This is a genomic window from Neglectibacter timonensis (genome assembly GCF_900048895.1).
GTDB lineage: Bacteria > Bacillota > Clostridia > Oscillospirales > Acutalibacteraceae > Acutalibacter > Acutalibacter timonensis.
The window spans coordinates 809,142-831,954 of record NZ_LT160639.1 but is presented as its reverse complement, the minus strand read 5'-3'; the positions used below and the strand labels follow the sequence as shown (position 1 = coordinate 831,954).

General features: G+C 54.0%; 19 protein-coding genes. 12 read left to right on the top strand and 7 right to left on the bottom strand.

The window, feature by feature from the left end; translation table 11 throughout:
- Positions 1-94: 94 nt before the first annotated feature.
- Complete coding sequence (locus BN3911_RS08690; protein ID WP_066864115.1) at positions 95-2,221, bottom strand: helix-turn-helix domain-containing protein; 2,127 nt, start codon at positions 2,219-2,221, stop codon at positions 95-97.
- Positions 2,222-2,449: 228 nt separating this feature from the next.
- Between BN3911_RS08690 and BN3911_RS08685 the strand changes: the two genes are divergently transcribed.
- Genes BN3911_RS08685 through BN3911_RS08665 form a run of 5 tightly spaced genes read left to right on the top strand, consistent with a single transcriptional unit; the run spans position 2,450 to position 8,250 of the window.
- Positions 2,450-3,409, top strand: a complete 960-nt coding sequence (locus tag BN3911_RS08685; protein ID WP_082942186.1) for an ABC transporter permease — start codon at positions 2,450-2,452, stop codon at positions 3,407-3,409.
- 14 nt (positions 3,410-3,423) lie between these two features.
- Positions 3,424-4,335, top strand: a complete 912-nt coding sequence (locus BN3911_RS08680; protein ID WP_066864112.1) for a carbohydrate ABC transporter permease — start codon at positions 3,424-3,426, stop codon at positions 4,333-4,335.
- A 40-nt stretch (positions 4,336-4,375) separates the two neighbouring features.
- Entirely contained in the window at positions 4,376-6,034 is a 1,659-nt protein-coding gene (locus BN3911_RS08675) for an extracellular solute-binding protein (RefSeq protein ID WP_066864109.1), read from the top strand.
- A gap of 26 nt (positions 6,035-6,060) precedes the next feature.
- Complete coding sequence (locus tag BN3911_RS08670) at positions 6,061-7,368, top strand: GH39 family glycosyl hydrolase (protein ID WP_066864101.1); 1,308 nt, start codon at positions 6,061-6,063, stop codon at positions 7,366-7,368.
- A gap of 6 nt (positions 7,369-7,374) precedes the next feature.
- On the top strand, positions 7,375-8,250 hold the full coding sequence (locus tag BN3911_RS08665; protein WP_066864098.1) for an EamA family transporter: 876 nt from the start codon (positions 7,375-7,377) through the stop codon (positions 8,248-8,250).
- A 112-nt stretch (positions 8,251-8,362) separates the two neighbouring features.
- Here BN3911_RS08665 and BN3911_RS17770 read toward each other — a convergent pair whose 3' ends face one another.
- The 6 genes from BN3911_RS17770 to BN3911_RS08650 all read right to left on the bottom strand — a co-directional run bounded on the left by BN3911_RS17770 (position 8,363) and on the right by BN3911_RS08650 (position 12,932).
- Positions 8,363-8,746, bottom strand: coding sequence for an MATE family efflux transporter (locus BN3911_RS17770; protein ID WP_338086366.1), 384 nt, complete (start codon positions 8,744-8,746; stop codon positions 8,363-8,365).
- A complete protein-coding gene (locus tag BN3911_RS17765) occupies positions 8,740-9,099 on the bottom strand; it encodes an MATE family efflux transporter (RefSeq protein ID WP_341440844.1) in 360 nt (119 codons plus the stop codon). Before BN3911_RS17765 ends, BN3911_RS17770 begins: the two co-directional genes overlap by 7 nt.
- A complete protein-coding gene (locus tag BN3911_RS17760) occupies positions 9,068-9,244 on the bottom strand; it encodes a hypothetical protein (RefSeq protein ID WP_338086368.1) in 177 nt (58 codons plus the stop codon). The genes BN3911_RS17765 and BN3911_RS17760 overlap by 32 nt, the downstream gene beginning before the upstream one ends.
- The gene (locus tag BN3911_RS17755; protein ID WP_308211548.1) at positions 9,238-9,534 is read right to left on the bottom strand and encodes an MATE family efflux transporter; all 297 of its coding nucleotides are present in this window, start codon (positions 9,532-9,534) and stop codon (positions 9,238-9,240) included. The genes BN3911_RS17760 and BN3911_RS17755 overlap by 7 nt, the downstream gene beginning before the upstream one ends.
- A gap of 224 nt (positions 9,535-9,758) precedes the next feature.
- A complete protein-coding gene (locus BN3911_RS08655) occupies positions 9,759-11,666 on the bottom strand; it encodes an S-layer homology domain-containing protein (protein WP_066864096.1) in 1,908 nt (635 codons plus the stop codon).
- Positions 11,667-11,738: 72 nt separating this feature from the next.
- On the bottom strand, positions 11,739-12,932 hold the full coding sequence (locus tag BN3911_RS08650; protein WP_066864093.1) for a DUF2974 domain-containing protein: 1,194 nt from the start codon (positions 12,930-12,932) through the stop codon (positions 11,739-11,741).
- A gap of 329 nt (positions 12,933-13,261) precedes the next feature.
- Here BN3911_RS08650 and BN3911_RS08640 point away from each other — a divergent pair, with 329 nt between their 5' ends.
- The 7 genes from BN3911_RS08640 (at position 13,262) to BN3911_RS08610 (ending at position 22,790) form a co-directional block, all read left to right on the top strand.
- The gene (locus tag BN3911_RS08640) at positions 13,262-13,618 is read left to right on the top strand and encodes a PAS domain-containing protein (RefSeq protein WP_066864087.1); all 357 of its coding nucleotides are present in this window, start codon (positions 13,262-13,264) and stop codon (positions 13,616-13,618) included.
- A 330-nt stretch (positions 13,619-13,948) separates the two neighbouring features.
- A complete protein-coding gene (locus BN3911_RS08635) occupies positions 13,949-14,722 on the top strand; it encodes a JAB domain-containing protein (RefSeq protein ID WP_066864084.1) in 774 nt (257 codons plus the stop codon).
- Between the two features lie 281 nt (positions 14,723-15,003).
- On the top strand, positions 15,004-16,977 hold the full coding sequence (uvrB, locus tag BN3911_RS08630; RefSeq protein WP_066864080.1) for an excinuclease ABC subunit UvrB: 1,974 nt from the start codon (positions 15,004-15,006) through the stop codon (positions 16,975-16,977).
- 58 nt (positions 16,978-17,035) lie between these two features.
- Positions 17,036-18,043 carry a hypothetical protein gene (locus tag BN3911_RS08625; protein WP_066864077.1) on the top strand — a complete coding sequence of 336 codons (1,008 nt, stop codon included), beginning with the start codon at positions 17,036-17,038 and terminating at the stop codon, positions 18,041-18,043.
- A 148-nt stretch (positions 18,044-18,191) separates the two neighbouring features.
- On the top strand, positions 18,192-21,011 hold the full coding sequence (gene uvrA, locus BN3911_RS08620) for an excinuclease ABC subunit UvrA (RefSeq protein WP_066864074.1): 2,820 nt from the start codon (positions 18,192-18,194) through the stop codon (positions 21,009-21,011).
- A 61-nt stretch (positions 21,012-21,072) separates the two neighbouring features.
- Positions 21,073-21,471, top strand: a complete 399-nt coding sequence (locus BN3911_RS08615; RefSeq protein ID WP_066864071.1) for a nucleoside 2-deoxyribosyltransferase — start codon at positions 21,073-21,075, stop codon at positions 21,469-21,471.
- Between the two features lie 404 nt (positions 21,472-21,875).
- On the top strand, positions 21,876-22,790 hold the full coding sequence (locus BN3911_RS08610; protein ID WP_066864068.1) for a DUF5685 family protein: 915 nt from the start codon (positions 21,876-21,878) through the stop codon (positions 22,788-22,790).
- Positions 22,791-22,813: the final 23 nt, after the last annotated feature.

Below are 22,813 nucleotides of genomic sequence, written 5' to 3'. Positions count from 1 at the left end.
CTTTTTATTGTTTCATATAGTATACGCAGAAACCAACGATACTACTAGCATTGCGCACCCAACCAGCCCTTGTCTTTTAAAATGTTACAATTGGTTATTCCGCCTTCTCCCTATGAGTTAAGCGGTACTCGTTTGGGGTGAGGCCGGTGTCTTTTTTAAACATGCGGATGAAATTAGAGGTGTGGTAATAGCCCGCCCGCTGGGCAATCTCGCTGACCGGGAGCTCGGTTTCCTCCAAAAGCTGTTTCACTAGGGTAAGCTTTGTCTCGTTGATAAAGCCGGACAGGGTATTGCCGGAACGCTTTTTGAAGTAATGGCTGAGGTTTGAGACAGACAGACCAAAATATGCTGCCACGCTTTGCACGGAAAAATCCATTTGATTGATGTTCTCATAGATATAGTCGGTAATCTCCTCCACCGAGTACAGCCTTTTCTCCCCTGGCTCGTCCCTACATTCATCCCTTAATTCCGCCACGGCGCGCTTGATCATGGCCTCTGCCAGGGCGACGCAATCCCCTTGGTCCAACTGCTCCGGGGCAAAGACCCGGTCGGACAGCTGTTCCCAAAAGGGTTGGTTTTCCTGGCTTTGGGGCAGTGCCAGCCGCAGCTGGCAGAAAAGTGCGGCGCAGAGGGACCGGCAGCCCTCTGGGGCGTCCGACTGCTGCATTGCGCCCCGGATATTGGCGCTGCACATGCGGATACTGGCATAATTTCGGTCACGTATCCCCTCACAGAGCGCGGCGATATCGCCCCGCAGCTGCCTGCGAATGTCGGATCCGCCCCGCAAGCTCTTGTCTGTGCCCCGCAGCGCCTGCCGGGCGCTCTGGTAGGAGCGGGAAATTTCACCGAGACCGCTTACCGGAGCGCCCAGGGCAATTTTTGGGACAACCGAAAAGCCTGTTCCGTGCTGCCGAAGCTTGTTGACGAACTCCGCCGCAGGCTCCGCTTCCCCGGAGGACAGCAGGTAGACACAGGTGTGCAGGGAGGGCTCCAAATAAAGCCAGCACACAGCATGCCCCGCTTCTGGCGGATTTGCGCACAGGGCCGGGGCAGTTTCGTCGGCAGAGGAATATTCCAGCAGCACACACTGGAAGCGAGAATGGGGTGTATCCAGGCCGCACAGCATCATTTGCCGCAGAATTTCCTGCTGCTCCGTCCCGCCAAAGCCGCCCAACAGAAGAGAGAGCAGCATCCGGTCCCGCTGCTGCTGCAGCCTGCGGCTGCGGTCCTCCTGGTTTTCGTCATGGAGCCTTAAAAGGGAATTGGTCACCAGCTCCAGCAGGCTGCCCATACGCTGGGGCCGAGACGCAGAGACCTTTTCCAGCGCGGCGGCCAGCCTCGCCATGGGTGCATACTGGCGCCGAACCAGGAGCGCGATGAGTAAGGAGGCCGCCATAATACTGATGAGGCTATATAAAAAATACCGCCGCAAAATATCGGATTGTGCCCCGAATAGGGCCTTTTTCTTTACAACCGCCGAGAGGCTGATGCGCGCCTGGCTGCTTCTGAATTGCAGCTCGTCCGCCCCGGGCGCCCCGCTTAACACCTCCCCGGTTGTCCCATAAAAGACGGTTCCATTACAGGCCAGCTGAAAGCGCTCCGTCCCGGTGAGCTGCACCCCGTTTAGCTCCTCCCAAAAATAAGCATCCGCCATGGGGAAGAGCAGGTAGGAGCAGTAAATGCCGGGGGAATTCTCGTCATCTTCAAAGGGGAGGATAAAATAGGCCCGCTGGCGGCTGGGGTCCCGCCACACCGACAAGTCCCGGCAGCCCCGCACATAGCGGAGGAACGCCTCCCCCTCCCGGCCAGACCAGCCCTGGTTGAAGAAATAGGCTTCCTCTGACAAAAAGGCCCCGCCGTAAAAGGAGCTTGTGGTATCTGAATAAAAGGTAATGTCCTTTCCCATGGAAAAAAGGTACCGCAGCCCGATGATTTCCTGATTGATGTAATTATAGGCGCCCGGGTTCTCTCTTAAGTAAAAACGGTAGAAATATTTGCTTTTTGATAGGGTTTGTCTGGATTGGAGCACCTGCTCCAAATCGCTGTTCAGGCGGTGGCAGATGATATCCAGCTGCTGTTGGTACTGTTTTTCCGCCCGTTCCAGATAATCATTTTGTGTTTTCAGATAGGCGAAGGTGCCAAAAATAGATAACGGAACCAGCACCGCCAAAAGAAACGCCATGGTCATCTGCAGCAGCAGTCTCGCCCGCTGTGAATTCATTGCCGCACCCGCCCTTTCTATGCAAATTGGTTGTCCATATGGTATCATAGAAGGAATTTTAAATCCAGTGAAAGGGATAATCAATTCTTGAATTTCCGCTCAAAAACCACAGAAATACGCCAATTATTCAATAAATAATCATATGAAATGATGGATTTCCATGCTAGAGTGTAGCTATGAAAACAGTTTGAATGAACATTCAAGCAATGAAAGATTGGAGGCCAATTCATGCGAAATTCGTCCGTTTCTCTCAGGTCCCCGCCTGCCTTGTCCGGGGGCCTTAACACACCCACCCACCTTAAAAGGTTCCGAAGCTCCATTCCGCTGTACATTTTTTTGCTGCCCGCAGTCGTCTATTTGCTGCTGCTTTCCTACCAACCCATGTACGGCGTGCAGATCGCCTTTCGGGATTACAGCCTGGGGGCGGGAATCACCGGAAGCCCCTGGGTGGGGCTCAAGCACTTTATCACCTTTTTTGAATCCCCCAGATTTCTGCATTTGGTGCAGAACACCCTGACCATTACGGCGCTTTCCCTGCTGACTTTCCCACTCCCCATTCTGTTGGCCATTGGAATCAACTATTGTACTTCCCGCCGCCTGGCAAAGGTGGTACAGATGATCTCCTATGCACCACATTTCATTTCCACCGTAGTTCTGGTGGGTATGCTCACCATCTTCCTATCCCCCTCCATTGGCTTTGTAAACACCCTGTTGGAAATGGCGGGGTTTGACCGGGTCAATTTTCTAATGATACCCGAGAACTTCAAATTTATCTATGTGGGGTCGGATTTGTGGCAGCATCTAGGCTGGAACTCCGTACTGTATATCGGCGCCCTGGCCTCTGTCTCCCCCGAGTTGCACGAGGCTGCCACCGTGGACGGGGCCAGCATTTGGAAGCGCATTTGGCACATCGATTTACCCGGCATCTCCCCCACCATCATAATTATGCTGATCATGAACCTGGGCTTTATGATGAGCGTGGGATTCCAAAAGGCCTTTTTGCTGCAGAACAGCGGCAATATTGTGAGCTCAGAGATTATTTCCACCTATGTGTACAAAATCGGGCTGGTACAAAGCAATTTCAGCTATTCCACGGCCATCGACCTGTTCAACACGGCAATTAACATTGTCCTGCTGCTTACCGCCAACGCCATCTGCCGCAAGACCACCGAAACCTCGCTGTTTTAAGAATGGAGGCAGATATGAAAACGAAAAAGCATTTTTGGAACAATGCGCCTGTGGACACCGCTTTTCACCTGATGAATTATTTTATATTAATTGTTATCCTATTGGTCTGCGCCTACCCGCTTCTGGTGATCATATCCTCCTCGGTGAGCGACGCGGACTATGTGAATCGGGGCCTGGTCACGTTTTTGCCCAAGGGCTTTCAGGTTAAGGCATTTGAACTGGTCCTGCGGGATTCCCGAATTCTTTCCGGCTATTTGAACACCATTTTCTATGCCACGGTGGGCACACTGCTACGGGTTACGGTTACGGTGATGGCGGGCTTCGCCCTCTCCCGCAGGGATATGTTTGGGCACAAATGGATTATCTGGTTCTTCCTTGTACCCATGTACATCTCCGGCGGCCTGATTCCCACCTACATTCAGGCAACAAGCCTTCACCTTACCGGCACCCGGGCCGCCATCATCATTATGGGCTGCGTCAGCATTTGGAATTTGATTGTGTGCCGCACCTTTTTCCAGAATTCCATTCCAAATGAGCTTTGGGAGGCGGCCTCCATTGACGGCTGCAGCCTGTACCGGTTCTTTGTCTCTGTGGTGGTGCCCAACTCCTCCGCTATCATCGCCATTATGGTGCTGTATTACGCGGTGGATTTGTGGAACGACTACTTTTCCGCGCTGATCTATTTGCAGGATTCCTCCCAGTACCCGCTGCAGCTGGTCATGCGCAACATTTTACTCTCCAGCCAGATGATGAGCGCCACACCCCAGAGCGCCATGGATCCAACCGCTATGGCCGAGCTGACCAAGCAGGCGGACAGCATGAAGTACGCGCTGATCATCATCTCCTCCCTGCCTGTATTAATTCTGTACCCCTTTGTACAAAAATTCTTTGTAAAGGGCGTCATGATCGGCTCTGTAAAGGGCTGATTCCTTATTCAAATAAAAACAAACGGAAAGGACTTTTTACATGAAAAAATTATTCCGCGCCGCCGCTGCCGGCCTGGCCGTGCTGATTGCGGCTTCCGGCTGCACAGCGGCCCCCGCCGCCACCTCCTCCGCCTCCTCTGCCTCCGGTGCAGCGCCTGCTGTTTCCGAGAATTTTAATCAAACCGGGTACCCCATTGTCAACGAGGCAGTGACCTACCGCCTGATGGTCAGCACACACCCCCTGTCCAAAAAGAACATGGCGGACAAGGAGATCATCCAGAAGCTGGAGGAAAAGACAAATGTCAAAATCCAGTGGGAGGAGGTACCCACAGAGGGCTGGAGCGAGAAGATCAACCTGGCTGTCAACAGCGGGAACCTGCCCGACGGAACCTTTAGCGCAACGCCCAATATGCCGGAGGCCATTAAATCCAACCTCATTTTACCCCTGGACGATTACCTACAGTACATGCCCAATTACACAAAAACCCTGGAGGTCACACCGGAGATCAACATGAACAGCCGGGCCCTTAGCGATGGAAAGCTGTACGTGGTCACCGGGGCGGAGCCTGTTGGCGAGGCGGGCATCGAGCTGCCGCTGTTTATCAACAAAAAATGGCTTGACCATTTAAAGCTGGAGGTGCCCACCACCACCGAGGAATACTACCAGGTGCTAAAGGCCTTTCAGGAGCAGGACGCCAACGGCAATGGGGACCCCAACGACGAAATCCCCCTGGATACCGGCGAGATGTGGGGCGAAATGACCCTGACCTGGCTGTTCAGTGCCTGGGGCATGATGGCCAGTAAAAACGAGGTGATGACCACCGTACGGGACGGAAAGCTGGACTTTAACCCCGTGAACCCCAAGTACCAGGACGCCTTAAACTACATGCACCGCCTGTATGCCGAGGGCCTGATCAATGAGGAATTCTTGACCCAGCCCCAGAATGTACGCCATGCCCTTAACAAGGTAGACCCCACCGTATACGGCTCCTTTATCGAGTGGGACAGCTCCATGCTGACCATGCCCGAAAACACCGATGAATATGAGGTAATTCTGCCCTTAAAGGGGCCTGACGGCGACCAGCTGTGGACCCAGGGCACCCGCCGCCTGAACCTGAACCCCGCGCTGGTGGTGTTCCAAAACTGCGAGAACCCCGAAATCCTTTTGCGCTGGATCGACACCTTCCAGGAGCCTGAATTCGTGCATAGCTCCCACCTGGGGCCGGAGGGCTATTTGTGGGAGATCGACCCGGAAACCAAGGAATATGTGCAGCCGAAGGACAGCATAGACGCTTTGACCTCCGCCGGTTCCTCCATTGAGGAGTACAGCGCCACAGAATGCATTTTTGGCGCAATATCAAACCGCGACCCCCGCATGACAGGCAACGAGATTCGCTACAAGGGCACCAACAAGGAAACAAAGGCCGTCTGGTCCCAGATGTATGAGCCCTACATATTCCCGGATTATTATCCCCCCTATCTCTCCATTATGGAATCCACCGAGGAATCCAAGGAGGTCGGCCTGATGTGGGAGGACTTGAAGGCCTATGTGAACTCCTTTATGGCCGACGCCATTACCAACGGCGTCACTGACGAGCAGTTCGCGGCCCATGTCAAGCAGTGCGAGAGCCTCAACTATTCCACCATCGTGGCCTATTACCAGAAGCAATACGACCGCATGAAGGAAATCGCCCAATAATCGGGCATGTGAAAGGAACCAGTAATATGAATCGCATTCTAGTAGATTTCTCCCGCCGGACGGGCTCCATAAAGCCCCTTCACGGCATCAACAACGGCCCGGTCTCCAACTTTGGCTTTGTGGACACCAGCGCCGAATACCGGGCTGCGGGAATTCCCTTTGTACGGCTGCACGACTGCCAGTACCCCCGGCCGGACCGGGTGGACATTCCCCAGATTTTTCCGGATTTTAACGCCGACCCCGAGGACCCGGCCAGCTACCAGTTCGCATTGACCGACAGTGTGATTTCCCCCATTGTGGCCTGCGGCGCACAGCCCTTTTACCGCCTGGGCACCAGTATTGAACACGAGCAAGTGAAAAAGTATGTATTTCCGCCCAAGGACTACGAAAAATGGGCCAAAATCTGCGCGGGCATCATTCGCCATTATACCCAGGGCTGGGCGGATGGCTTTCGGTACCCCATCACCTACTGGGAGATTTGGAACGAGCCGGATTTGACCCCGGAAATGTGGGTGGGTACACCCGAGGAGTACTTTCGCCTGTACACCACCGTGGCCCCCCTGCTAAAGGCCTGGTTCCCAGACCTGAAAATAGGCGGCTGCGCACTGTGCTCCGTGTGGAACCGGACGTTTATCAACGGCTTTTTGTCGGAGGTTGCGCGCACCAACGCCCCCCTGGACTTCTTCTCCTGGCACTGGTACGGAGATTCCCCGGAGCAGCTGCGGGATACCGTAATCCAGGTAAAGTCAGACCTTGCGGCCCACAGCCTTACCGGAGCCGAGAGCATCTGCGACGAGTGGAATTACATGCGCGGCACCATGTGGGTCCCTGCCCGCCGGGAAAAGCACATCCGCCGGGAATTCTACGAAAAGCAGCGGAACCACGTGGGTGCCTCCTTTGTGGCCGCCTGCATGGCTGTGATGCAGGAAAACGGTGTGGACCTTTCCACCCACTACGACGGTCAGCCCCACATGATGTTCTGCTCTATTTTTGACCGATGCGGCATCGAGACCAAAACCTACCGGGCCTTTGAGGCCTTCCACAAGCTCTATCAGCTGAAAAACGCGGTTCCGGTGCAAACGCCCCAGGGCTTTTACGGCTTGGGGGCAATGGACGAAGGCCGCGCCGGGGTACTGCTCTCTAACTTTAGTGCGCCGGGAGAGAATTACGAGGTAACCTGCAGGGGGCTGCGGGGAGGAAGGGCGAAGCTCTATGTGCTGGACGCCCACCGGGAAATGGAGCTCCTACAGGAGCTCTATTTTGAGGGCGACTTTACAGTGGACCCGGTGCTGCTGACCAACTCCCTTCTGCTCCTGCAAATTGAGCTGCGGTAGGCCCGGATGAGCGGCAGTGTTTTACTGGCCATTGCTCTTGGCGTAAAGCTGTTCCAGACCTACTTTACCAAGCGAACCAGCATTGCCCTGAAAACAGAGCGGGAGATTGTGGCCTTTACCGCATGGCGGTACCTGCTCTGCGTTTTGCTGGCCCTTCTGCTCCTTCTGTTTGAGGGCGGTCCTAGTCTTTCCCCGGCAGCACTTGGAATTGCGGCGCTGGGCGGGGTCTCCCTGGCCCTCTGTGGGGTGTTCGAGTACGTGGCGCTGCGGCACGGGGCAGTGGTCCTGGTCCAGCTGGCCGGTATGTCCGGCATGTTAATTCCCTGCGTTGCGGGCAACTGGCTGTTTCATGAGCCCTTTACCCACCGCCACCTGCTGGGAGTACTGCTGCTGGGCGTGGCCGCGGTGCTGTTGGCAGGCTACCACCGCAGCCAGGCGAAAAAGTCCTCCTTTCTGGTCTGGGGCTGCCTGCTGGTGGTCCTTGTCACAAACGGACTTGTTATGCTGTCCCAAAAGCTATTTTCTGTTTGGCTGCCGGAGGAACCCGTATCCCTGTACTCCTTTTGGACCTTTGCCATTGCCTCTGCTGTTCTGTGGTGCATTCTGCCTTTGATTCCCCCGGGAGGGATAAAAACCAGATTGCTTCCCGGAAAAAGCACCCTCCCTGCCCTGGTGATTCTGGCAGCAGCGGTATTTTTGATCAGCCAATTGGTCACCTCGGCCTCGGCGGTGCTGCCCTCTGTGGTGATATTTCCGGCCTTTAACGGCTTGGGGCTGGTGCTCGCCACCCTGCTTTCCGCCATCTGCTTTCAGGAGCGCCTGACCCTGCGCAGCGTTTTGGGCATGCTCCTGGGCATTGGGGCACTTTTATTGATGCAATAACAAAATCACCCCCACTGGGCCTGTCCAATGAACAGGAACCCTGTGGGGGTTTTTCTTGACCATGATTCGCGGGAACGGTGTAGCTTACAGACGTGCGCCTACCCCTGCGGACTCAAGCACCTATTTCCGAGGGCTCTGCCGGTTGGGGCTGCTCTGTGAACAAATCCTCCCTGGTAACGTTTTTCAGCCATTTTTTGCTGCGGTAATGGCGGATGACCCAGGGCCATTTGACAAATTCGTCTGTACAGATCAGGAAGTAGATCCACAGCACCGGAAGATTCAGAACAAACGCCGCAATAAAGCCCAAGGGTACCGCATAAACCCACATGTCCACAACATCGCAAATCAGTCCAAACCGGCTGTCGCCGCCGGAGCGGAACACACCGGCGATCAGGGTGGTGTTTACCGCCGCGCCCATGACGTAGTAGACGTTGATCAGCAGTATGACCTTCAAATAGTACGTTCCGGTTTCACTGAGGGCGGCGTAGTTCAGCACAATGGGGTGGCCGCCAGCACGATCAGCCCGCCCACAACTCCGGTGATCACGGTGAGGCGCAGGCGCTTTTTTGCATTCGCCGCAGCTGCCTCCAACTGGTTCTGTCCAATTTTCTGGCCCAGCAAAATGCCGCCCGCGCTTGCCATGCCAAAGCACAGAATCGTACCAAAGTTGCGCACCACCACCACAAAGGAGTTGGCCGCCACCGCATCGGTGCCCATGTGGTCGATGATCACGGAATACATGGCAAAGCCCACGCCCCAGACCACGTCGTTGCCCAGCGCGGGCAGGGAAAGCCGCATAAAGTCGGAAAACAGCGGCTTATTCCGGATGAACAGGTAGGAGAATTTCAATAATGCCCCAGCAAAAATAGGCCACGCTTAAAATTCGCAGATACGAAGCGCCCAGGGTGATGAGCTCCGCATCGCTTGTGAGTGTTTTCATCATCAGCTCGGGAATACAGAGGGACAGCAGCGCCCAAACCGTAGAGATCAGCATGGAGAAGCGCAGGGCAATCCCTCCACCGCATTGATGGCCTGCATATCCCCCTTGCCGTAATATTGGGCGCAGAGCATGGTAGCCCCGGTACCCAGGCCGTAAAACACCATAAACAAAATACTGGCGTACTGGGTCGCCAGGGAAACCGCCGAAATTGCCGACTGCCCCACAAAGTTCAGCATGACCACATCCGCCGAATTCACCGTAGCGCTCAACAAATTCTGCACCACAATGGGAATGACCAGCTTTTTAATCTGCCCGTAAAAGGGATCCTGTCCTAACTTTTTCATGCGGTACTAATTCCTTTACCACATTAATATAGAACCCATATTTATGATAACGCACCCGGCACCGGGCGCGATCCGATGCACGCCGGTCTCTGCAACCCTATCTACCATATTATAACAACAAAAAGGCGCATTGCAGCTTTTCTATTCTGCAATGCGCCCCTCATCAGCCATCATTGGAATCACTTATATGTATAGGATACAAAAAGAAAGAGAATCTGCAAGGCTCAGTGGCAGCCGATCTGTTTACAGCGATAGACTGCGGTGGGGTCGGTGGGATCCCAGGTGTGCCAAGAAGGAATCTGGAGGCCGTCGGGCTTGGAGAGCGGGCCGGAGGTTTCCGTGCCTGAAATCGTCACCTTGGTGCCGAGGGTACAGTTGTCGAAAATCCATTTGGCGTCCCGGCAGTTGAGGCGGATACATCCAAGGGACCGGGTATCCCCCAGGTGGTTGTATTCGTCCACTTCCAGATCGAAATTGTTCAGCGTCCAGTTGGGAACCGAGTGGAACAGATAATTTCCCTGAATCTGGGTGCACCATTGAGCCCAGGTATCCCCGACCATCTGCAGCCAGCGGTATCGGGCCGGTGTATAATAGGTCCCGGTTGGAGTGGGGTTCCCGCAGGAAACCCGCATGGCGCGCACAGGAATGTTATAGTTCCCCTTTTCATCTTTTGCAAAGATGATCAGATAATTGGATTTTTTGTAGACCTTTATGAAATAAGGCCCTTCTACCACGCCCAGGGAAGAAATGTCGTTTTGGAGAACGCCGTCCTTATAATACCGCCGCCAGGAGCCCCGGTTGCGGAACCCGGTAATCGCCTTGCCGGTAGAGGCGTCCAACAGGTACTGGACGCCGTCCAACGTCACCTCGCCCCGGAGGAATTTCCGGGTTTTCGCGTCCAGATAGTAACGGTCTGCGCCGTCTCTGATCCAGTGGGATTTTTCCACCACACTCTCGTCCTTTTCATAGTCGGTCCAGGTTTCCCCGGCCTCGTCGGAAAGGTAGGTATGGGTGGTTGCAGCCTCTGCAATCTGTCCGTAGGCCCAGTCGGTGGGGAAGACGTCGTAAAAGTTTTTGGTGTCCGTCAGGCTGAGAATCTCTGCGTCGGGAGACCGGCCCAGCATCCGGTTGATGATGGTTACCGCCTCAGACCGGGTGATTCGGTCCTCCGGATGGAAGCCGTCCTTATAACCGTTGATCCAGCCGTTCTGAGTAGCCGTTACAATGTAGGGGACAGCCCAGGAGGAGGGGGAGACGTCGGGAAAAATCAGTTCCCCATCCTGTATGGTGTCGAAACTCACCGCCATTTTGACGAATTCCGCACGGGTGATCTGCTGATCCGGACGGAAGGCGCCGTTTTCATAACCCCCGACGATGCCCAGAGTGGCCATGGTTCCCACTGGATCCGCATACCATTTTGAGGCGGGAACATCGGGGAACGTTTTGATTTCCCAATCGTGGCTTCTGAGCAGCGCGTAGAACATTTTGGCCGCTTCCGCACGGGTAAGTCCGGCCTCGGGTTTGAACATGCCGTTTTCATGGCCCCCGATATAGGCGATATGATCTGTGGTATTCAGCAGGTCTCCGAGACTGCGGGAAAACCGGGCGGTAAATTTCCTATCCCTGTCGATGGGGAGGCTGGAAGGATAGGTTTGATTTCCTTCCTCATCAAACCAGCCCAGAAAGGCGGCGCCGGGAAGAGTAGGGTCATCCGGAGTTTGGGCAAGATACTGTCCCTCTTCCACCTGGTAGGAAACATTGCCCAGTGTTCCCATGACGAACAGGACGGTATATGTTTTGGGCGCAGGAGGTTCTTCCGGCTTGCTGCTTTCGCCGCCGTCCGGTTCGCTGGATTCGCCGGACCCCTCTTGGGGCTGGCTTTCCGTCTTCTCCCCCCCGGCTGTGATTTCCTCCGGCAGAGCGGAAGAACTCTCCTGGGGAGGGGCGTCTTCCGGTTGAGAAGAGACTTCTGAGGTCAGGGCGGATTCTCCCGGGATGGCTCCTCCGTCTCCCTCTGCTCCTAAGGCCATTGGGGTAAAGCAGGTGAGAAGAAGGACCAGGGACAAAAGCAGAGAAATGGAGCATCGTGCCTTTCGGCTGAATTTGTTCTGAGAGGCGGTTCCTTTTATCATGTTGTTGACTGTCTTCCTTTCTGTGAGACACGAATACTGCGGCACTGCTAAAGGCATACCACGCAAGAGGGGTTATTGGATTTTATGGGGGGAAGAGATTTTAGCGCTGTGTTTGCGGAAGGGATGGGGAAGCCGTTTCGGCAGTGGAATGCTGGGGAGCGCTAGTTCAGGCAGCTTGAGATTTACCTTGGGTTTGGGTAGATTGCCGATGGCCAGAGAAACCAGGGAGCGTACTGTGAAAAGAATACATTTATAGGTGTCGGCGTCCAATTCCTTCATGCCGCCCAGTACATTGAGCACGATTTTCCACCATTCCTCCGGCAAATCTGCAAAGGTTTCTCCGCCAAAGGAGCAGAGCACTTTATACAAGGCATCGACAAACGCGGAAAGTTCCTCTTCTGAAAGCGCGGAAATCCATTCGTTCAGGCTGCGATTCAAAAAGGCAGCGCTGCTGGTCAGAGAGGCCTCATAACTGAAGCTGCCGTTCTCTACAACCCAAGAAAAGGGGTCATGCTGCATGATCCAAAAACTGTCGCTGCGAATGACTTGATAGGATTCCTGATGCTGCAAAAGTACTCCTACCAAAGAGGATTGGGGAATGGTCTTATGAATCCGCTCTTTCATTCGAAGGTATTCCGGGGTTTCCAACACTTCCGGCTGAAAACCCGGACCGTCGTGGCTGAAAACAGCGTCCACCTTACGCTGCGCTTCCGGGGTGCAGAACAGGGACGCGTACACGGCCAGGTTTCCGCCTTTCGAATGGCCGCCCACCAGAAGCCGTCCGGAAACGGGAACAGCTGTATGGCTCAGGTATTCCGCGGCCTCCACCTGGGAAGGGACAGGGCAGATAAAAGCCAGATTGAAGTCCTCTTTCCAAGCTACATAGTAGGCGTCTGTCCCCCGAAAGGCCACATAGGCATCTTCCCCAAGAAGGAAGGTGACAGCGGAAAACTGCTCCTCTTTTTCCTCGTCAATGTGGTTGATATAGGCGCTTAGGCGCAGGTTCTGAAAACGGGGGCTTTCCGCCAGCAGCCAAAACAATTTTGTGTTGAGATCCGGCGCCCGGATACCTTTCACCATGGCTGCCACGGTTTTCTCATTTGCCAGCTGTGAAAGGAGAATGGAATCTCCTTCCCCGGGGCCAGGTACCAGACCGTCGAAGTTCAGGTAGGAGAGCTGCGAGAGAACCAAGCTGTCCACCGCACAGAAAGGATACTGTGTAAAGCTCTGCTTTTCCTGTTCAATATAGTCGAGAATATTTCCCATGGGGATACCATCTGCCTCCCTTGAACAGTCAATTTGATTCTGTTACGGCCGCGGCGGGAAAAATTCCCGCCATTCCGGTTTTTCCGTTTTCCAGCGTTTTACATTCCTTTGAAAAACCATACTTTTCTGAAAGAAAAGAAGAGGACCTGAAAAACTCGAAGCTTCTGCCGGATCACGGTATAAAAGCATTATATCATAGGTATGTCCGGATGGGAAAGTGCAAACCTTAAAAAAAGAAACTTTTTAAAGGGACATGGGGCGAAAGCCTGTAATGTGCTATAATTGAAAAAATACGGGCCTGTTTTCAGGAAAGGAAGGAATGTTTGGCTATGGATCAGAATGTCATTATGAAAGGGATTTTGGACAGTTACCCTTATCCCATTGTTTTTGTAGACAGCGGTTATGTCATCCGGTACATGAACCGGTACGCAGAGTATCACTATTACAAAGAGCGGGGCTATGCCGGGCTGATTGGAAAGAGTATTTTTGACTGCCATAGCAGGGAGGAATCCAAAGAACGGATCCGCAGCGCATTTGAGCAGATGAAAAAGGACGGTAAAGAACGGTTTGTGGGAGTGAATACCCGGAATCTGCGGATCATCATGCAGCCGGTGAGAGATGAAGAAGGAACCCTCATCGGTTTTTTCGAGCGTTTTGAACTGAACCTGCATATAGAGCAGCGCTGACTGGGAGGTCCGGAAAAGACGGCGGAGAGAAGCAACGGCACAGGAAACGATCCATACTTGGCTGCGGGGGATGAGGGGTTAATCGCCTGGTATTTCCAGCGCATTGGACATGAAGCAGCTCTGTATGGCCGGAAAAACTCCAGGCGGATATGCCGGCTATGGGAGACAAGGGATAACGGAACGCCTCTCCGCTGGACAGGCCCGAACATCCCATGTCGGAAAGCGGAAGATTCCTGAAAAGGAAATATTCCGCTTATTTACTTGGAATGGTTGACAAGAGAACAAATGTTTGCTATGATGGTGCCGTAAAATAAGAGGGAAGGTAAAAACATGGCAAAGGGAAAGAATAAGGGGACTTTTCATGTGCTTGGACCGCCTCCGGAGGAAGAGGCACGGAGAAAATTGCTGCTGGAAGTTTTTTGCAGTTTTCTGGGACCTGAAGAGGCTGCACAGCAGTTGGATTTGCTGTTGAATCGGTTCGGTTCCTTCAAAAGCATCCTTACCGCGCCGGAAGAGGAATTGGTGCTGGCAGGGGCATCGGAACAAACGGCACGCTTTCTCCGCCAATCCACGGAATTGGCGAGAGCATATCTGGAGGAGGACGCCAAATCTCTCAAACGAATTTTCGACACGAAATCGGCCTGCGAGGTGATGCGTCCCAAATTTCTTGGAAGAGAAAATGAACTTATGGCAGTACTGCTTCTCAACGGCAGAGGCCAAATACTTTATTGTGACGTTCTGGCAGAGGGGTCGGTCAGCTCTGTGCCCATCTATAAACGCAGATTGGTGGAACTGTGTATCCGTTATAATGTGCAGACCGTCTTCATCGCCCATAACCATCCCAGCGGGCTGGCATGTCCTTCCCGCAACGATATTGTGGCTACCAGGCACATTCAGTTGTCGCTGAAAGGGATAGACGCCTGGCTCAGCGATCATATTATTTTTGCGGGGGACGATTACTGCTCTTTTAGGTCAATGGGCCTTCTTGAACTGATCGGCCAGAGCATGGATGAGGAATGGCTGCGGGAAATTGAGGCTGCCCGGCAGCTGGAACAGTCCCTGCTGTATGCGGAAGAGAACGGTAAGGAGAAGCCCCGAAAGTGAAGGGCACGGCAGGCTGTGGAGGCGGTTCCGGGCAAGGCTGTTGCAGAAAGGCCGGAATCTGCAGATCATATGATTATGGCTTTCCGCGGCTTGAAAGAACCCTTTGCCAAATAACGACAATGAGTTTGGTTTTATTGTAAAAATTACGCCTGTATGTTATACTGAACCACTGATGAACAGAGAATGAAGCGGCTAGGACTGCATTTTGATAAAATGGGATTGTTTTCTAAACGAGGATGTAAACAGGAGCGAAAAGGCTGCTGTGATAGGAGAAATTTCCGATGAGTGAGCAAAGCAAGCAGGAAATGTTCAAATTGGTTTCCTCCTATAAGCCCACCGGGGATCAGCCGGAGGCCATCGCAAAATTGGTGGAAGGGCTTAACCGGGGGGATAAGGAGCAGACTTTGCTGGGGGTGACGGGCTCCGGTAAGACATTCACTATGGCAAACGTCATTCAGCGGGTACAGCGTCCCACACTGGTGCTGGCCCATAATAAGACCCTGGCGGCACAGCTCTGTTCGGAGTTTCGGGAGTTTTTTCCCGAGTCTGCCGTGGAATATTTCGTCAGCTATTACGACTATTATCAGCCGGAGGCGTATATCGCCCAGACGGATACTTATATTGAAAAGGACTCCGCCATCAACGACGAGATTGACAAACTGCGCCACAGTGCCACCAGCGCCCTCTCTGAGCGCCGGGATGTAATTATCGTGGCGTCGGTATCCTGCATTTACAGCTTGGGCGACCCCATCGATTACCGCACAATGGTGATTTCTCTGCGGCCGGGGATGGAAAAGAACAGGGATGAGCTGCTGAAAAAGCTGGTGGAGCTGCAGTACGAGCGCAACGACGTAAACTTTATCCGGAATAAGTTCCGGGTTCGGGGCGACGTGGTGGAAATTTTTCCCGCAGAGTCCAGCGATAAGGCAGTGCGGGTGGAGTTCTTCGGAGATGAAATCGAACGGCTGCGGGAGTTTAACCCCCTGACCGGGGACGTGCTTGCAGAACTCAAGCATATCGCCATCTATCCCGCTTCTCACTACATTGTGCCTAAGGAGAAGATGGAGAAGGCCATTGGAGATATTCAGGAAGAAATGGAGCGGCAGGTGGAATTTTTTAAATCCCAGGGCAAGCTCATCGAGGCGCAGCGCATTGAACAGCGTACCAGGTACGACATGGAGATGCTCACGGAGATCGGCTTCTGCAAAGGGATTGAGAACTATTCCAGGGTGCTTTCCGGCCGGGATCCAGGCAGCGCGCCCTTTACACTGCTGGACTATTTCCCTGAGGATTTCCTGCTTTTTGTGGATGAATCTCATGTGACTCTGCCCCAGGTGCGCGGCATGTTCGCCGGGGACCGGGCGCGAAAAGAAATGCTGGTTCAGTACGGCTTCCGTCTACCCTCAGCGTTTGACAACCGCCCGCTGAATTTTGACGAATTCTATTCCCATATCAACCAGGCTGTCTTTGTCAGCGCCACGCCTGGGGATTTGGAACTTGGAAAATCCGCCCAGGTGGTAGAGCAGGTGATACGTCCCACCGGACTTCTGGATCCCAAGATCACTGTAAAGCCTACCGATGGGCAAATTGACGACCTCATTTCAGAGATCAACCTGCGGGTAGAAAAGAAGGAGCGTGTCCTGGTCACAACGCTGACCAAAAAAATGGCGGAGGACCTGACCTCCTTTTTGGAGGGATACGGCATCAGGGTGCGGTACATGCACCACGATATCGACACGGTGGAGCGCATGGAAATCATCCGCGATCTGCGCCTGGGAGAATTCGACGTGCTGGTGGGCATCAACCTTCTGCGGGAGGGATTGGATATTCCGGAGGTCTCCCTGGTGGCCATTCTGGATGCGGACAAGGAGGGCTTCCTGCGCAGCGGACGCAGCCTGGTGCAGACCATCGGCCGTGCCGCCCGCAACTCGGAAGGCCAGGTTGTCATGTACGCCGACGAGGTGACCCCTTCCATGGAGTATGCCATCACTGAAACGGAGCGCCGCCGCACCATTCAGGAGCGGTACAACAGGGAACACGGCGTTACGCCCCGGACCATCCGCAAGGACGTGGCCGAAATCCTGGAAATCTCCACTCATAAGGAAGACGGGAAAAAGAAAAAGAAGAAATATACGCCTGCGGAAAAGCGCATGATGATCGAAAAGCTGACGAAGGAAATGAAAGCGGCTGCAAAGCTTCTGGAATTCGAACATGCAGCCTATCTGCGGGATAAGATCAAAGAATTGGAAAAATAGATACGGAGCAAGGCGTCCGACGACGCCGGGCTTCATGGGGAAAGGGGGACCCGCGCTTTTGTCCAAGGTGAAAAAGGAACTATTGGCCGCCGCTGCCATGCTGCTGGCCCTGCTGTTGTTTCTGGGGATTGCAGCGCCCATTCTGTTTCCCAAAGGCGTAAAGATGGGCGCTACCTGGGATCTGTGGGGGCCCTATGAAAAGGAGCCGGAGAACAGTCTGGATTTTTTAGTGACAGGCAGCTCCCTCTCCTACTGCAACATCATCCCGGCGCAGATTTATGAGGAGACAGGATATGCCTCCTACCTGGTAGCCGGCCCCAGGCAAACTCTGGCGGTAACCTATTATTCCCTGAAGGAGGCCTGCAAAAAACAGCAGCCTAAAGCGGTTTTTCTGGAGGCCACCTGTTTTTATTATCCCCAATATACCCAGTACACCAAGGCGATCATAGGCTCCATGCCCTGGACGGAAAACCGGCTGGCGGCCACTTTTTTAGCCGCGGGGAAGAGTGACTGGCTCACTCTGTTGTTTCCTCTGTACGGTTATCACAGCCGTTGGGATGAGCTGACGATGAACGATGTGCAGAAAGGGCTGCTGGGCTATGACAGAGACTTGCTGGCGGGGTACTCCTATCTTGACGCCATCTCTCCTCAGGGAGAGGTGACCCAGAGGGAAGATGAAACCACGCCGGAATCCATGGAATGGAATCTTTCCTATCTGAGGAAGATCGCCTCGTTCTGTGAGGAGGAGGGGATCCGGCTGGTGTGCTATTTGGCGCCGGGCTTTGTCCGGTTCAATGAGGAACAGCTGTCCCGGATGCGCACGGAGCTATCTCTGCTGGGGGTTCCCTTGGTGGATTACAACGAACAGTTTGATGCCCTTGGCATGGATCCGTCCAAGGATTATTACGATACTTCTCACATGACGTTCTGCGGCGCGGAAAAGTTTACGGCTGCCTTCACAAATCTGGTGGAGGAGACGCTCAGGGGTGTGTCGCCCCTGCGGGCGGAGCCGAAGCTCTGGGGGGACAGGGTGGACTATTATCACAGCCTGCCGCCGGTGGGCTGAGAGGTACTGGGAAAAGCGGAACGCCTGCCTGCCGGGAGACGCCTGGAGGCAGGGAACATGGGACATGCAGAAAACAGACGGCAGGCCAGGTTGGGGCAGTTCTCCAGCCCGGGAATTCTGTGTCATGAGAAAGGTTTGGTCATCAATTATGAGTCTGGATAAGATCGTCGTACACGGCGCCAGAGAACACAATCTAAAAAATATTGACGTGACTATCCCCAGGGATAAGCTGGTGGTGCTCACAGGGCTTTCCGGTTCTGGAAAATCCTCTCTGGCTTTCGATACCATTTATGCGGAGGGGCAGCGAAGGTATGTGGAATCCCTGTCCTCCTATGCCCGCATGTTCCTGGGACAGATGGAAAAACCGGATGTGGATTTTATTGACGGGCTTTCGCCCGCCATCTCCATCGACCAGAAAACCACCTCGAAGAATCCCCGCTCCACCGTGGGCACGGTGACGGAAATCTATGATTACCTGCGGTTGATGTATGCTCGTATCGGTATCCCCCACTGCCCGATCTGCGGCAGGGAGATTAAGCAGCAGACCGTGGATCAGATTGTGGACCGTGTAATGGCTCTGCCGGAGAAGACGAAGATCCAGGTGTTGGCTCCCGTGATTCGGGGGCGCAAAGGGGAACATGTCAAAGAATTCGACGCGGCGCGGCGCTCCGGATTTGTACGCGCCCGGGTGGACGGCCTCATCTACGACTTAAACGAGTCGATTCAGCTGGAAAAGAACAAAAAACACACCATTGAAATCGTGGTGGACCGTCTGGTGGTCAAGGCGGACATCCGTTCCCGTCTGGCGGATTCCATCGAGGTTGCGTCGGGACTGACGGGCGGTATTGTCATCGTAAACGTCATCGACGGGGAGGATATCACCTTTTCCCAGAATTATGCCTGTCCGGAGCACGGTGTGAGCGTTGAGGAGCTGACTCCCCGGATGTTCTCCTTCAATAATCCCTACGGGGCCTGCAAAAAATGCACCGGACTGGGCGTATTCATGAAGATTGACCCGGAGCTCATCATTCCGGATAAGCGCCTTTCCATCAATAAGGGCGGTTTGAAAGCCAGCGGCTGGGCCATGGAGGGCAGCACCATCGCCGCCATGTACATGAAAGGCCTGGCTGAGCATTACGGCTTCTCTCTGGATACCCCCTTGGGAGAACTGCCGGAGAAGATCCTGGACATTTTGCTTTACGGCACCAAAGGGGAGAAGATCAAGCTCCGCCGGGTCAGCGAATACGGCAGCGGCACCTATACTGCGGAATTTGAAGGCGTCATTAATAATCTGGAACGCCGTTTCCGGGAGAGTTCCTCCAACTGGGTCAAGGAAGAGATTGAGACGTATATGAGCGCCGTTCCCTGTGACGCCTGCCAGGGCAGGCGGCTTTCCCCCGAGAGCCTGGCGGTCACCGTAGGCGGTATCAATATCAGCGAGTTCTGTGACAAATCCGTCACGGAAGCATTGGAATTCGTCAACGGGCTGGAGCTTACCGAACGGGAGAAGCTGATTGCCGCTCCCATTTTGAAGGAGATCAAAGCACGTTTGGGCTTTCTGCAGAGCGTAGGGCTGGAATACCTGACGCTGAGCCGGTCCGCCGGAACGCTTTCCGGCGGCGAGAGCCAGCGGATCCGCCTGGCCACCCAGATTGGCTCCTCCCTGATGGGAGTGCTGTATATTCTGGATGAGCCCAGTATCGGCCTGCACCAGAGGGATAACCACAAGCTGCTGGAAACGCTGAAACATCTGCGGGACCTGGGCAATACGGTGATTGTGGTGGAGCACGATGAGGACACCATGCGCGCTGCGGACTATCTGGTGGACGTGGGGCCTGGCGCGGGAATTCATGGCGGCAATGTGGTGTACGCCGGGCCTACGGCGGGGATAGAGGCCTGTGAGGGCTCCATTACCGGCCAGTATCTCAGTGGGAAGAAAAAAGTAGAGGTTCCCGAAAAGCGCAGAAAGGGAAACGGGAAATTTCTGGAAATCCGGGGCGCCTCCCAGAATAACTTGCAGAATATCAATGTGAAAATTCCCCTGGGGGAATTTGTGTGCGTTACCGGCGTGTCCGGCTCTGGAAAATCCTCTCTGATCAATGAAATTCTCTATAAAAAGCTGGCGGCAGAGCTGAACCGGGCTCATACCCATGCCGGTAAGCATAAGGAAATCCGCGGACTGGAACATCTTGATAAGGTGATTCAGATCGATCAGTCGCCGATCGGGCGCACGCCCCGCTCCAATCCCGCAACCTATACGGGCCTGTTCAACGATATCCGCGAGCTGTTTGCCAGCACCCAGGAGGCCAAAATGCGGGGCTTTAACGCATCCCGCTTCTCTTTCAACGTGAAGGGCGGCCGGTGCGAGGCCTGCCAGGGAGACGGTATCATCTGTATCGAAATGCATTTTCTCCCCGACGTGTACGTGCCCTGTGAGGTGTGTAAGGGCCACCGTTATAACCGGGAGACATTGGAAGTAAAATATAAGGGCAAGAGCATTTACGACGTGCTGGAAATGACGGTGGAAGAGGGCCTGGAATTTTTCCGGGACATCCCGAAGCTTGCAAGGAAGCTGCAGACCATTAACGATGTGGGGCTGGGGTATGTGAAAATTGGCCAGCCTGCCACCACGCTTTCCGGCGGCGAGGCCCAGCGCGTCAAGCTGGCCACCGAGCTGTCCCGCCGTCCTACAGGGAAGACTATCTATATTTTGGACGAGCCCACTACCGGTTTGCACATTGCGGATGTGCACAAGCTGATCGAGGTGCTGCAGAAGCTGGTGGACACCGGGAATACCGTGCTGGTGATTGAACACAATCTGGATTTGATCAAAACCGCGGACCATATTATCGATCTGGGGCCGGAGGGCGGAAACCGGGGCGGCCTGGTAGTGGCCCAGGGGACCCCGGAGCAGGTGGCGAAGGCGGAGTCCTCCTATACAGGTCAATATTTGAGGCCGCTGCTGTAAAGCTGGGACAAGTTTGCGGGAAGGTCCGGAAATTACACAGTTTGGGTAGAGGAGGATACCATTGAAGTTTTATCTGTCATCAAGCCTGCGCAACAGGGCGCAAGTGAGGCGTGCGGCAAACTTCCTGAAGGAGAATGGCTGGACACATACCTGCGACTGGACAGAGTTTGAATTGTCTTCCGAGGAGGGAACGGACGGCCTGCAGAGAATCGCCGAGAGGGAATTTGAAGGAGTGAAAACTGCGGATATCGTCATCGTGCTCACGCCTCAGGGCAGGGGAACCCACATAGAACTGGGAATGGCGCTTGCCTTGGGGAAAAAGGTGTACCTATACCATGAGGATAATTCCTTTTTTCAGTGCGATGACGCCACCTGCGCGTTTTATTGGCTGCCGCAGGTGAGCAGGCTGACCGGGAAATTGGAAGAAGCCTTGACAACGGTTTTACACGAAAACCAGTAGCCTTGCGCTGCCACGGGCCTATCTGCATTTTGTACAGCAAAGGCTTGTGCCTGCTTCTTTTAGTAAGCAGGCACAAGTCTCTCTTTTTGTCTTGGGATTTGGCGTGTTGGCCCGTCGGCAGCACAAAGGTTCCCTAAGCAGGAAGATGCGATTCAAAACAGGCTGTGTATCCCATTGCTTTCCACCTTTTCGCCGGGTGGACAACCTTCGTTTCCTCCATTTGCGATAGGATTGTGATCATAGACTGTAAAAATAGTGTGACAGGCTAACATCCAGACGGAAATTTTCCGGTGGCTGGAAGCTTTTTCCTTGTGCTTTCTTAAGGTTTCGACTATAATTGTTTACAGTGTGTTCAACAACTTCCTGCCGAAATACGCTAAAATGAGCGGCGAAAGGATGAAGCTATGTTTGGTTATGTGCGCCCGTACAAGTCAGAATTGCTGGTGCGGGAGTATGAACAGTATAAATCGGTTTACTGTGAGCTGTGCCGTGAGCTGGGGAAAAGCTATGGCTGGACAGCTCGTTTTACCTTGAGCTATGACTGTACCTTTTATGCTCTTTTGAGCTTGGCCGTCACCGAGGCCAAGGTGACCCTTCATCAGGGCCGCTGTACGGTGAATCCTATGAAAAAATGCAGCTTCATCGAATCCGGCGGCGAAGATTATAAAAAAGCGGCGGCGCTCTCTGTGCTGCTGACCTACCACAAGCTCCGGGACAATGTGGCGGATGAAAACTTCTGGAAATCATTGGGCTGTAGGATGGCACTTCCCCTTCTCTCCCGGAAGGCGCGCAAGGCGGCACAGAGGTACCCCTTATTGGGGGAGGCGGCGCAGCAGGCAGTGGAAGAGCAGAAGCGGGCGGAGGATACCGGGGCAGGTGTGGACCAGTGCGCCGAGCCAACTGCAGTTATGCTTTCTACCCTGTTTCAGGAATTGGGCGGCTGCGACCGGACTTTGAGCGTGCCGCTGGAACGGTTCGGCTATTTTCTGGGCCGCTGGATTTACCTGATGGATGCGGCGGATGACCTGGAGGACGATTTACAGGAAGGCGCGTTCAACCCCTTTGTCAGCAGGTTCGGGCTTTCCGATAAAAAAGAGCTGACGGAGGAAGAGCGTACCGGAGTCTGCGAGGCGTGTAACCAGGCGCTCAATGCCACGGTGTCACAAATGCTGCCGCCGTTAAATTTGCTGACATTGCAGAATTTTGGGTCCATCATTGAGAATGTGGTGGAAAAGGGGATTCCGGAGATGCAGCGGGAGATACTATTCCTGCATGTAAACCGGAAGAAACGGGAAAAATCTTGGAAAATAAAGCAATAAGCTTTGCCAGTTCCGAAGAGCAG